General features: G+C 64.3%; 12 protein-coding genes. 6 read left to right on the top strand and 6 right to left on the bottom strand.

Going from position 1 to position 12,087, the window contains the following annotated elements; all coding sequences use genetic code 11:
- Window positions 1-23: 23 nt before the first annotated feature.
- Entirely contained in the window at window positions 24-893 is an 870-nt protein-coding gene (locus ACTIGF_RS04605; protein WP_439635747.1) for a 50S ribosomal protein L11 methyltransferase, read from the top strand.
- A gap of 80 nt (window positions 894-973) precedes the next feature.
- Here the strand turns inward: ACTIGF_RS04605 and ACTIGF_RS04600 are convergent, their stop codons facing one another.
- Window positions 974-1,132: a hypothetical protein gene (locus tag ACTIGF_RS04600; protein ID WP_375548139.1), complete on the bottom strand. Its 159-nt coding sequence runs from the start codon at window positions 1,130-1,132 to the stop codon at window positions 974-976.
- Window positions 1,133-1,306: 174 nt separating this feature from the next.
- On the opposite strand from ACTIGF_RS04600, the gene ACTIGF_RS04595 reads away from it, so the two are divergent.
- Window positions 1,307-3,142, top strand: a complete 1,836-nt coding sequence (locus ACTIGF_RS04595; protein ID WP_439635746.1) for an aminopeptidase P family protein — start codon at window positions 1,307-1,309, stop codon at window positions 3,140-3,142.
- Window positions 3,142-3,702, top strand: coding sequence for a hypothetical protein (locus tag ACTIGF_RS04590; protein ID WP_439635745.1), 561 nt, complete (start codon window positions 3,142-3,144; stop codon window positions 3,700-3,702). Before ACTIGF_RS04595 ends, ACTIGF_RS04590 begins: the two co-directional genes overlap by 1 nt.
- 121 nt (window positions 3,703-3,823) lie before the next feature.
- Here the strand turns inward: ACTIGF_RS04590 and ACTIGF_RS04585 are convergent, their stop codons facing one another.
- The 4 genes from ACTIGF_RS04585 to ykgO form a co-directional block, all read right to left on the bottom strand.
- Window positions 3,824-4,663 (bottom strand): alpha/beta fold hydrolase, encoded by an 840-nt coding sequence (locus ACTIGF_RS04585; RefSeq protein ID WP_439635744.1) that lies wholly within the window; start codon window positions 4,661-4,663, stop codon window positions 3,824-3,826.
- Window positions 4,664-4,699: 36 nt separating this feature from the next.
- Entirely contained in the window at window positions 4,700-5,278 is a 579-nt protein-coding gene (locus ACTIGF_RS04580; RefSeq protein WP_439635743.1) for a hypothetical protein, read from the bottom strand.
- Window positions 5,279-5,346: 68 nt separating this feature from the next.
- Entirely contained in the window at window positions 5,347-5,952 is a 606-nt protein-coding gene (locus ACTIGF_RS04575; RefSeq protein WP_439635742.1) for an HAD family hydrolase, read from the bottom strand.
- A gap of 6 nt (window positions 5,953-5,958) precedes the next feature.
- Entirely contained in the window at window positions 5,959-6,084 is a 126-nt protein-coding gene (gene ykgO / locus ACTIGF_RS04570) for a type B 50S ribosomal protein L36 (protein WP_009801967.1), read from the bottom strand.
- Window positions 6,085-6,261: 177 nt separating this feature from the next.
- Here ykgO and ACTIGF_RS04565 point away from each other — a divergent pair, with 177 nt between their 5' ends.
- Window positions 6,262-7,470, top strand: a complete 1,209-nt coding sequence (locus ACTIGF_RS04565; RefSeq protein ID WP_439635741.1) for a lytic murein transglycosylase — start codon at window positions 6,262-6,264, stop codon at window positions 7,468-7,470.
- Window positions 7,471-7,475: 5 nt separating this feature from the next.
- Here ACTIGF_RS04565 and ACTIGF_RS04560 read toward each other — a convergent pair whose 3' ends face one another.
- A complete protein-coding gene (locus ACTIGF_RS04560; RefSeq protein ID WP_439635740.1) occupies window positions 7,476-8,762 on the bottom strand; it encodes an MFS transporter in 1,287 nt (428 codons plus the stop codon).
- A gap of 219 nt (window positions 8,763-8,981) precedes the next feature.
- On the opposite strand from ACTIGF_RS04560, the gene motA reads away from it, so the two are divergent.
- Window positions 8,982-9,848, top strand: coding sequence for a flagellar motor stator protein MotA (motA, locus tag ACTIGF_RS04555; protein ID WP_439635739.1), 867 nt, complete (start codon window positions 8,982-8,984; stop codon window positions 9,846-9,848).
- A 68-nt stretch (window positions 9,849-9,916) separates the two neighbouring features.
- The gene (gene mnmD, locus ACTIGF_RS04550; protein ID WP_439635738.1) at window positions 9,917-11,812 is read left to right on the top strand and encodes a tRNA (5-methylaminomethyl-2-thiouridine)(34)-methyltransferase MnmD; all 1,896 of its coding nucleotides are present in this window, start codon (window positions 9,917-9,919) and stop codon (window positions 11,810-11,812) included.
- Window positions 11,813-12,087 lie beyond the last annotated feature (275 nt).

Raw genomic sequence — 12,087 nt, 5'->3', positions numbered from 1 at the left:
CAGCATGACAACAGGAGACTGACATGACCACGCTCTGGCGCATTGAAGGCCGCGGGCCCATGGCGATCATTCGCGCGGCGAATGCGCGTCTGGATGATGAGCTGGAGCCCTTGCCGGTCAGCTGGTCGGTGTTTGAGGACGGCTCGCCTGAAGCAGGCCGGATCGACATTCTGTTTGACCATCAGCCCGATGCGGACGCGTTCGTCGGAGACATCGGTCTCGAGCATGATGATGTGGAGATCCTGTTCGCGCCGCTGCCCGATGAAGACTGGATCGCCATGTCGCTCGAAGGTCTGCCCAGCGTCGAGGCTGGCCGCTTCCTGGTCTATGGCGAGCACACCTCAGGTGATCTCGCCGAGGGACAGATCGGTCTGTGGATTGAAGCCGGGCCTGCTTTCGGCACCGGTCATCACGGCACCACCAAGGGCTGCCTGGAAGCGCTCGACAAGATCGACCGCTCGGGCTTTCGCCCCGAAACCGTGCTGGACCTTGGGACCGGCACCGGACTGCTCGCCATCGCCGCCGCGAAAATCTGGCCCGAGTGTGAAATCCTCGCCACCGATATCGACGAGGAATCGGTGATCGAAACGGTGGAGAACACCGCCAAGAACGGCGTCAAACCCCGCATCGAAGCGGTGGTGGCGGACGGCTTCCATCATCCTGTTCTGGAGGCGCGCTCGTTTGACCTGATCTTCGCGAACATTCTGGCCGGTCCGCTGATCACCCTGGCGCCCGGCATTGTCAGTCGTCTTGAAAAGGGCGGGCGCGTGATCCTGTCCGGTCTGCTCGAGGAGCAGTCTGACAAAGTCGAGGCCGCCTATGACGCGCTGGGCCTCAAGCGGATCGACAAGGCGATCCTCGATGGCTGGGTGACGCTGGTTTACGCCGGTTAGTCCGCGCAAGCCTGACAAGAAAAAAGCGCGCCAGCTGTGAGGCCTGGCGCGCTTTTAATAAAGCCGGTGAGGGGACCGGCTCAGAGTTTGCGGGCGCGGCCGCCGAGGCCGATTTTCTCAAACAGAGAATTGGCGTCGGTGTTGCGCGGACGGGCGCGCACGCCTGCGGTTTCGGCGCGGCGAACAGAGCGCAGGCCGTCGCAAGCGCTCAGGCGAAGATAGGCGTCATGATGAAACATGCGGGGCTCCGTTGCGAGCTGAGATTTCGTAACGGGGATATGAACTTGTAGGGTTATTTGCGCCATAACCATTTGTGCAGGCCCGCTCTGCAGAAATGCAAGGCGGACGAATTCGCTGCGCACTGTCGCACGGATGAGATTGATAAGGCGCGGGCGCGGGCCTAGCTTTGCCCCATGACCCATCAGATCCAGCAATTTCACGTGAAGGGCGGGCCTCAATACGGGCGCGAAAACCTTCCCAAGCTCCGCGCCAGCCTGGCACAAGCCGGCCTGGACGGGTTCCTGATCCCCCATGAGGACGAGTACAACAACGAGTACTTGCCCGCCAATGCAGAACGCCTCGCCTGGGCGACCGGGTTCACCGGCTCCGCCGGCGCTGCGGCGGTGCTCGGCGATGTGGCGGCGGTCTTTGTGGACGGCCGCTATACCGAGCAGGTCAAATCCCAGGTCGATCATAGCCTTTTTGACTATGAAGACCTGGTCAAGACCGGCATGGCGGGCTGGATCCGCAAGACGGCCAAACCCGGCCAGACCATCGGTTATGATCCGCGCCTGCATTCGCCGGACGCGCTGACCAAGCTGCAGGAAGCCGCCGACAAGACCGGCGCCAAGCTGGTCGCGGTTGAAACCAACCCGATCGACGCCGCTTGGGAAGACCGTCCCGCCGCTCCGCTCGCGAGCGTGCATCCCCAGCCGCTGGACGTCGCAGGCGAAGCCCATGGCGACAAGCGCAAGCGGATTGGCGAGGATGTGAAGGATGACGGCGCGGACGCCGCCGTGATCACCGATCCCGCCTCCATCGCCTGGCTGTTCAATGTGCGCGGCGGCGATGTGGCGTGTACGCCGCTGCCGCTGTCCTCGGCGATCATCGAGCCGTCCGGTCAGGCGACCTTGTTCATCAATGAGGCCAAGCTCACTGACGCCACCCGCAGCCATCTGGGCAATGAAGTGGCGATCCGGCCCGAGACCGAATTTGCGGACGGGCTGAAAGCGCTCTCTGGCAAGACGGTGCGTGTGGACCCGGCCACCGCGTCGGTCTGGGTCGTGCAGCAACTTGAAGGCGCCAACGCCAAGGTTCAGCGCAAGCCCGATCCGGTGGCCCTGCCGAAAGCGTGCAAGAACCCGGTCGAGGTGGAAGGCAGCCGTCAGGCGCATATCCGCGACGGCGCGGCCATCGCGCGCTTCCTGCACTGGCTCGACACCGAAGCCCAATCGGGCGAGATGGACGAGATCCGGGCCGCGATGAAGCTCGAAGAGTTCCGGCACATGTCGCCGCAGCTGAAAGACATCTCGTTCGAGACGATTTCCGCCGCCGGTCCGAACGGGGCTTTCCCGCACTACCGGGTGAACACCGATTCCAACCGGACGCTGGAGAAGGGCTCGCTCTTCCTCGTGGATTCCGGCGGTCAGTATCCTGACGGCACCACCGACATCACGCGTACGGTGCCGATTGGCGAGCCGACCGCGCAGATGCGCCGTCATTTCACGCTGGTCCTGAAAGGGCATATCGCCCTGTCGCGAATCCGTTTCCCCGAAGGCACGTCGGGCCATGCACTGGACGCGCTGGCGCGTCAGCCGTTGTGGATGGCGGGTCTCGATTATGATCATGGCACCGGTCACGGCGTGGGAAGCTATCTGGGGGTCCATGAAGGCCCGCAGCGCATCTCCAAGGCGCCGAACGCCATTGCGCTGGAAACCGGCATGATCGTGTCCAATGAGCCAGGCTATTACCAGGTCGGCGATTACGGCATCCGGATCGAGAATCTGCAGGTCGTCACCGCGGCCGAGCCGGTTCCGGGCGGCAATCGCTCCATGCTCGGGTTTGAAACCCTGACCATGGCGCCCATGCACCAAAGCCTGCTGGACACCTCGCTGCTGAGCAAGGACGAGCTTGTCTGGCTGGACGCCTATCACGCGGATGTACGCAAGAAGGTCCTGCCGCTTCTGGACGGCGAGGCGGCGGCCTGGCTGGCCAAGGCGTGCGAGCCCATTCTGGGCGCGACGCCCTGATGCGCGCACACGCGCGACGTTTTGTGAAAGCGAGCCTGCGCATCAGCGCCGGGCTCGCTTTTGCTTTGGCCCTGTCAGCGTGTTTCGCCAGCGAGACAGAGCTCGTGGGGTATTGGGGGGCGGACCGGCCTGTGGCCGAAGGTGTTTATACGCACACACCCACCCATCCCGATGGCCTTGAATGGGATCGGCCGACCTGGTCAGGGTCGATCGGTTTGTCGCAGCGCCGGTATGTCTCGGACGCCGAGAATTTTCCCCATCAGAACGCGCGGTTCCATGTGCTGTTTGACAATGTCTATATTGTCCAGTCCCCGCGTGAGGATGGCGTGGGCTATGGCCTCGCCTTCGTCTATGAAGACGGCGCACTGGTCACTTATCACCAGCCCTCGTGCAGCGATGTGTCCGAGGCTGTTTTAGAAAGCGCCAATGTGGTTCTGGATGCGGAAGGCTATTGCCCGATCCACGATCTCGATCAGCTGACGACCCTGATGCAGGCGCTGTATGTGGCTCAGGACGGGCAATTGCGCATTGATGGCGTGTATCGCCGGGTGGGGGATTAGGGTTTTTTGTGGTCGCCTTCGCGTCCGCTCAGTCGATCCTCGTTGCGCTGAGGGCGGCCTTTGGCCTTGCGAACCTGCGGTTCGGCATTGCCTGTTGGTCCTCGCTTCGCTGCGCCGCCTTTTAGCGTTTGCGCGCGACCACGTCGGCGATCGCTTGCGTCACCTCGTGAGAGTACGCGTGATGAAGATTGTGACCCGCTTTCGGCAGCAGCCGTAACTCGCCGCGCGGCAAGGTCTTGGCGACCGGCTCGGCGTGACGGCTGGTGCGCACAACCGTATCCTTGGGACCGGCGAGGAGGATCACCGGCTGGGTGATCTCGCCATATCGGGTCTCTTGCTCGGCCAGATGCGTGTTGACGCGCGCCATGTCCGCGGCGTTCGCCTTCCAGACAGACGGCGAGAACAAGCGGTCGAGCCGGGCGGTCTCGATATAGCCGGTCGGGACCGGCTCGGGGTGAAAGGCGCTCGCCACCCCTTTGGCTAATTGCCCGGGACCGAGGAGGGGCGCGACCACATGGCTGATCAGCGGGCCGATCACCGGCCAGCCGGTCATCTTGTTATAGCCCGCCGCTTCGCCCACCCAGGCGCGCGCCGCCGGGCTGACCAGAACGCCGCCGCCTGTGCGTTGTGGAAAGTCCATCAACAGGCGCAAGGCGATGGCGGCGCCCCAGGAATGGCCCAGCACGGTCACGCGCGGCACGCCGATCGCGGTCAGGAAATGCTCGATCAGTTCCGCTTCACGGCCTGGCGACCAGGGGCCGGCGGGGCGCTCGCTCCACCCTAGGCCCGGCCGGTCCAGCCAGATCACGCGATAGGCTTCCAAAGCCATCGAGAGCGCCATGAACGGCTCAAGATAAGAGGTCGACGCGCCGTGCAGCACCAGCACAGCAGGGGCGTTCTCAGGGCCTGTGATGTGATGGTGCAGTTTAACGCCGCCCAGGTCGATGAAACCGCCGTTCATGAAGTCATCCCCATACGGTCGGTATCCTCTGCGAACCTAGAGCGCGCGACCGGCGAGCTCACGCTCCAGCCGGGCCAGGGCGGGGCCGGCGGCGGGATGCAGCGGATACAGCGCCAGCGCTTCTCGATAGGCTTCCATCGCGGCTTCACGCGCCTGCGCCTGCTCCAGCGCCCGGCCCAAGAGCGCCCAGGCGTCATACCGGCGCGCATCGAGCGTCACGGCCTGGTTCAGCGCCTCAAGCGCGAAGTCCCAGTCTGTCTCTTCGATCGCGAGTTCGGCGGAGACGACCCAGCCTTCGGCATAGTCAGGCTCCAGCGTGCGCAAATGGTCATAACTGCGCCAGGCTGTGCTCTGGTCGCCGATCTCACGCGCCTCAGCGCCGCGCTGCAGGAGAAGGTCAGCGGTCGGGCCGGCCTGTTGCCGCCACAAAGAGCGCACTTCGCTGGCGAGCTCCGCTGCGGTCTCTTCGTTTTCGGCTTGGGCGAGCGCTTCAAGGCGTTCAGACAGGCGTTCATCCAGGCTCTGATGCGATCGCTCAGCCAGGGCGCTGGAAGCGAGGTCCAGCTCCAGCGGCGGTGCGCTCAGGGCGAGGGTCAGGAACAGGGCGATGAACATGGGAGTGAGGATAAGCGTGCTGAGTGTACGAGCAAGCTCAGGCTGCAAAGAAAGTCTGCGCCAAGTCCTTAGATCGCGAAACCGTGATCCTTGAGGGCTCTGACAGCGCCCTCTGCGCCGTTGAAGACATGGCCCTTGAAGCCCGCTTCGATCCCGGCGCGGATATTGTCCTCGCGGTCATCGATGAACAGCACGTCTTCAGGCGCATGGCTGATGCGCGCGATGGTCAGCTGGTAGAGGCGGGGATCGGGTTTGACCATCTTCTCGGCGCCCGAGACCACCACAGCGTCAAACGCGGCGATCTTGGGATAGGTCTCTTCGATATGAGACCATTTCTCGGCCGGCAGATTGGTCAGGGCGTATTGCGCGACGCCAAGATCATTTAGGCGGTCGACCACCGCCTCCATGCCCGTGATCCAGCCGTCAAACATGTCCGGCCAGCGCGTCTCCCAGGCCGTGATCAGATCGGCCTTGTCGGGATGCGCCTCGATCAGGGGCTTGCGGTTGTCCGCCATGGACACGCCGCGATCATGCTCGGTGTGCCACGCCATAGTACAAACACCGCCGAGGAATTGCTCCACGGCGGCGTCGTCAGGCATAAGCGTTCTGTAGACCCGGCGCGGGTCCCAGTCGACCAGGGTATGCCCCAGGTCCCAGAGAACCGCGCGCGACACGGCTGTCTAGCCGGCGCGGGCTTTGAAACGCGGGTCGGTTTTGTTGATCACGTAGACCTTGCCGCGGCGACGCACGACTTGGCAGTCGCGGTGGCGGTTCTTCAAGGACTTCAGGGAGCTGCGCACTTTCATGGTCGTCGCCCTAGCTTAATTAGGTGTGAGGACGCAAATGGCCCCCGGAAAAATCAGGAGGGCGGGATTTACGCAAAGCTTAGAGCAGAGTCAACGCTTCTGGCGCCTCGCATGTGCGTGCGAGCAGCGCTATCATACAGCTTCGGTGAGGGGCGCAAGCATATAGTCAGGATCGTCATGACGCTAAGCACACTGTTCAAGGGCCTGGGTCTGGCCCTGGCCATTTTCATGACCGCAGCGGCAGGCGCGCAGGAGATGAGCTTTGAGGACTGGGCGGACAGGTTTCGCCAGCGTCTGGCCGAGCATGGCGCAGAGCCCGCCACAATCGCGATCATGATGGACGGGCTGGAGCCTGATTCGCGGATCATTGATCGCGACCGCTCCCAGCCTGAATTCGTGCGACCGGTCTGGGTGTATCTCAATGGCGCGGCCTCTGACGCGCGCACCCAGAACGGGCTCAACGCTCAGGCGCGCCATCGCGAGGCGCTTGATACGGTCGAGGCGCAGTTCGGCGTCGATGCGGACATCCTCACCGCGATCTGGGGGCTGGAAAGCGCCTATGGCGTCATCATGGGCGATTTTGACATCGTGCGTTCGCTGGCGACTTTGGCTTGGGAAGGTCGTCGCCGTCAGTTCGCGGAAACTCAGCTCCTGGCGGTCGCTGACATGCTCGAGCGCGGCTATGCGGACCGTGATCAGCTCCTGGGCAGCTGGGCCGGCGCCATGGGGCAGACCCAGTTCATCCCCACCACCTATCTTGAACGCGCCGTGGACGTGCATGGCGACGGTCATCGCGACATCTGGACGACTGAAGCCGACGCCCTGGGGTCGGCGGCGAACCTGCTCGCCCGCGCAGGCTGGGAAACCGATGCGCCTGTGGTGACCGAGGTGACTCTGCCTGACACGTTTGATTTCGCCGGCTGGGAGGAGCGCGATCGCCGCGCCGTCTCCGCCTGGGCGATGGATGGGGTGCGGCCTGTTCAGGGCGAGTGGAGCCCGGATGATCTGTACCGCCCGGCCCGCATTGTCCTGCCCTCTGGCGCGCAAGGCCCGGCCTTTATGGCGTTCTCAAACTTTGACGCCCTGATGCGCTATAATAATTCCACCGCCTATGCGCTGGGGGTCGGGTATCTCGCGAAAAGGCTTGCGGGGATTGATGCGCTGCCGGACGGCTGGCCGGAAGACAATCCGCCGATCAACCGGTCCCAGTCGCGCGAATTGCAGCAGGTGCTCACTGATCTCGGCCATGATACGCGCGGCGTGGACGGCATTTTCGGGGCGAACAGCCGCCGCGCGCTGAAATCCTTTCAGGCCGCCAACGGCATGACGCCCGACGGTTATGCCGGCCAGCTGACCTATGAAGCGGTGATGGCGCGGGCGCGCTAGGCGGTTCAGGCGGGCGGCGTATCTTCGATGGTCGGACTTAGGACAGCGTCGGCCGCCCGCACCCTGGGGTGCAGCAGCGCCAGTGCGAAGCCGACCACGGCGAGCGCGGCGTTCAGCTCGAACGGGGCTGCGGGCGCAACGCTTTGATAGAGCCATAAGCCGGTGATCGGGGCGATCATGAAGCCCATTCCGGCGGTGGCGGTGGTCAGTCCCGCCGCCCGGCCTTGCTCTTCAGGCTCGACCGCCAGCGAGGCGCCGGCGGTGAAGCCTGAGCGGGCCAGGCCGAAGCCGAAACTGTTGAACACATAGCCGATCACGATGACCAGATAATCGGGCGCGAAGACCATGGTGACATTGCCCAAAACCACCATCACCGCGCCAATGGCCATCAGCACGCGCGGGCTGGTGTTCAGCACCGGGATCACCACCAGCTGGGCGAAAATCAGCCCCGCCGCGCCTGCTGTCAGCGCGATGGAGCCGAGCTGCAAACCACCCGCCGCATCCATGCCCAGCCGGTCCATGATGTAAAAGCTCAGCGATTGCAGGCTGGCGGCCTGGGCCATCCACATGGCGCAGCCATAGATCATGAAGGCGGTCAGGCGCGGATCCGCGGCGAACTGGAACTGAACCAGCGGATTGATGGGACGCCCTTTTTTCTTGGGCGGGGTCTGTTCGGGCAGGAACAAGCGCACACAGATTGCAGCGACCGCCACCATCACCGCCACCGCGATCATGAAGGTGGAAATGCCGATCCGGTGCGAGAAAAACCCCGCCAGCGCCGGACCGATCACGGTGCCCAGGCCAAACGCGGCCGTCAGGCTCGACAAAGCGCGGGTGCGCTGGGCGGGTTCGGTGCGGTCAGCCACATAGGCTTGCGCGGCGGGGTTGGTCGCCGAGCCCAGCCCGCCAAAGATCGAGCGCGCCATGGCCATGGCGATAATCGCGGCCATGGGCGGCAGCAGCCCCACCTGACCGGCCCAGGCGCCCGCGGCGAACACCAGGCAGGAGGAGGCGAAGGCGGACAGGCCGAATACGATCAGCGGACGGCGGCCATGACGGTCTGACAGGGCGCCCCAGACCGGGCTCATGATCAGGAACAGAAGCGCGGACACCGTGTAGATCGCGCCGACGAACACCTCGTCCACCTGAAGGTCCCGCGCCAGCGGCGGCAGGATCGCAAACAGCATGGAATTGCCGATGGAGGTCGCGATCAGGCACAAAAACAGAAGCCGGAAGGCGCGGCGGCGCGTCTGTTCACTCGAGGGATTGGCGGGATCATATAAAGGGGTCATGTGGCTACAGACATAAGCCCGGCCCCTCGCAAGGTCCATAATCATGCAAGCAAGGCCGCTATGCGTCGGGTTCAGGGGGAGAGTCTTTCCCACCTCCTAACGGCTTGAAAACCGGGCTTTAAGCATCAGCGGGTATAACCGTCCCGAAATCGGACGTTGAAGGCGACAGAGCGGCAGGAGCCGCCGGGTCTTTGACGAGACCTAGAACGGGTGGTGGGTATGTTTCAGATTATCGGGATTGTGGTCCTGTTCGGGATGGTGTTCGGCGGTTTCACGCTCGCGGGCGGCCATTTCGACATCATCGTCAAGGCATTGCCGTTCGAGCTGATGATGATCGGCGGCGCGGCGATCGGCGCCTTCTTGATCAGTAACGCCTTTTCGACGGTGACCAAGACCGGCGCGGACTTCGCCAAGCTGATCTCGGGGCCCAAATGGGGCAAGCAGGATTATATGGACCTGCTGACGCTGCTCTTTCAGCTGACCAAGACCATGAAGACCAAGGGCGTCATCGCGCTGGAAACTCATATCGAGAACCCGCATGACAGCTCGATCTTCTCCGCCTACCCGAAAATCATGAAGGACCATTTCGCCATCGACTTCATCTGCGACACGCTGCGGATGATGACGATGAACCTGGAAGACCCGCACCAGGTTGAAGACGCAATGGAAAAACAGATCGAAAAGCACCACCACGAGGCCGCCACTCCGGCCCATGCCCTGCAAAGCATGGCGGACGCCCTGCCGGCGCTGGGGATCGTGGCGGCGGTGCTGGGCATCATCAAGACCATGGGCGCGATCGACTCGCCGCCGACCGTGCTGGGCGCCAAGATCGGCTCGGCCCTGGTGGGCACCTTCCTCGGCGTGTTCCTGGCTTATGGTCTGGTGGGGCCGTTCGCAGCGCGCCTGAACGAGATCTATGAAGAAGAGGGCGCCTTCTACAAGATCATCCAGGCGGTTCTGGTGGCGCACCTGCATGGCAACGCCGCCCAGATCTCCGTCGAGATCGGACGCGGCAGCGTGCCGAGTTCTTTCCAGCCGAGCTTCGCCGAGCTTGAAGAAGCCAGCTCGAACGCGCCGACGATCTAGGTCCGAACGCTCCCCAGCGACATTTCCCCTTGCGCCCGCCCTGGTCTTTGGCCATGGCGGGCGCTGTCATGACTGAAACCAGTGATCCTCATCGGCTAAAACGCCCCCACGCAGTGCTCGACTGGGCCGAAACCGGCCCGGTGGCTGTGGATGCGGGCGATGTCTATTTCTCTGCAGAAGACGGGCTGGCGGAAACGCGCTCGGTTTTCTTGCAGGCTGCCGGGTTTCCAGATCGGTTTCGGACTGACCGCCCCACCATCGTCGCCGAACTGGGGTTTGGCACCGGCCTGAACTTTCTGGCGCTGTGGGATTTGTTTGTGAAGACCGCGCCAGCGCACGCGCGGCTGCACTTTGTCAGCGTTGAAGGCTTCCCCCTGCGCAAGTCCGACGCAATGCGCGCGCTCTCCGCTTTTCCTGAACTTCAAACCCTGAGCGCTCAGCTCACTGACGTCTGGCCCAGCCCGCATAAAGGCGCGCATCGACGGGTGTTTGAAAACGGCCGCGTCATGCTGACCGTGTTTCATGATCTGGCCGAGACCGCCTTGCCCAACATGGCGTTTGAAGCGGACGCCTGGTTTCTGGACGGGTTCGCCCCCGCCAAGAACCCGGACATGTGGGCGACCGATCTGTTCTCCGAGCTGGCGCGTTTAAGCGCAAAAGGCGCGCCTGCGGTCACCTTCACAGTGGCGGGCGCCGTGCGTCGGGGGTTGGCGGCCGCGGGGTTCAGCGTCGAGAAAAAGCCGGGCTTCGGCCGCAAGCGCGAACGGCTGGAAGCGATCTTCACGGGCGAACAGCCCGCAAGTGCGCCGACGCCGTTTCCTGATCCCTCTCCCATAGATGGTCCGATCGCCGTGATCGGCGGCGGCGTGGCGGCGGCGAGCCTGGTCAAGGCGTTCAGCTATCGCGGTCGCACGGTTGACGTGTTCGCGCATGGCGGGTGGGCATCGGGCGCATCCGGCGCGCCGCGCGGCCTGCTGACGCCGCGGCTGGAGCTGAGCGACCGTCCGCACAACCGCGCACTGCTGGCCGCTTTTGATTATGCGCGGATGATGCTTGGAGCATTAGAGGGCTTTGAAGCGACCGGCGTGGCGCGGCTGGCCAAGGACGAGGCCGGAGCGGCGCGCCTGGCCCAGCTGGCCGAGGCGCTGGATGATGAGTTTTCATTCCTGGATGCGGACGCCGCCAAAGCGCGGTGCGGGCTGGGCGGAGGCGCGCTGTGGATGAGCGGCGCCGGTCAGATCCGGCCTGACACTCTTGTTCCGGCGCTGGCGGGTGACGCGGAGAGTCACGACCAGCGGATCATCGGGCTTGAACCTGTCGCGGGCGGTTGGCGGCTCCAGGATGAAACAGGCCAGGCTTTCGGCCCCTATGCCGGCGTGATCCTGGCCGGCGGTTGGGACCAACACGCCTTGTTGAGTGCGACGGGCCTGGGATTAGAGCCCTCCGCCGGTCAGCTGGCTTTGTTTGAGAGCGAATTTGATCTGCGCGCACCCGCCGCCTGGGGCGGCTATGCGGCGCGGCTGGGAGACGCGCTCATGGTGGGCGCGACCCATGTGAAACGCGCCGAGCCTGACTCAGATGACGAGGCGGAAGCGGCGCTGCGGACGTTGGCGCAGGACGCGCCGGGAGGCCCTGTGACGCTGGGCGCGCGCCTTTCGGGCTGGTCGGGCGTGCGCGCTGCGGTCGCGGATCGCCTGCCGCTGGCGGGCGCTTTGGCGCCGCCTGGCTTTGAAGAGGTTTGGCGCGGACACGCCAAGGGCGGCCCTGCGCCCGCCCTGACAGACTTGAATCCTTCCGGGCTGATGGTGCTAGGCGGCTTCGGGGCGCGCGGGTTCGCACATGCTCCCTTGCTCGCCGAGGCTCTCGTCAGCGCGCTCTGCAATGAGCCGGCCCCGATGGAGCGCGCCGGGCTGACAAGCCTGCATCCGGCGCGAATGCTGTGGCGCGCCTTGCGCCGGGGCTGAGGTTTCAAGCGACAGGGCCATCATGGGACAGGCTTGCTCGAGGCAGTTCGGCGCCGTGTCGATCCGGGCCAGTCCCGGCCCGCCCAGCTGCACGGTCAGCGGCCCGGTTTGCAGTTGCAGATGATGATGACGGTTCCGTGGCTCTGCGGCAGGCCCGCCCACCAGCAGAACGCCGGCGGCGATGGAGCCCACCGTCAGAGCCAGGATGCGGTCGTAATGGGACACGGGCGCTCTCTCAAGTTTCTGCTCGGGTTGCTGCTTAGATGCAGCCAGGT

This window comes from Oceanicaulis sp. (assembly GCF_051859625.1).
In the GTDB taxonomy this organism is placed as follows: Bacteria; Pseudomonadota; Alphaproteobacteria; order Caulobacterales; family Maricaulaceae; genus Oceanicaulis.
Note: the sequence above shows the minus strand (reverse complement) of the source record. Positions and strands in the feature narration are given on the sequence as shown.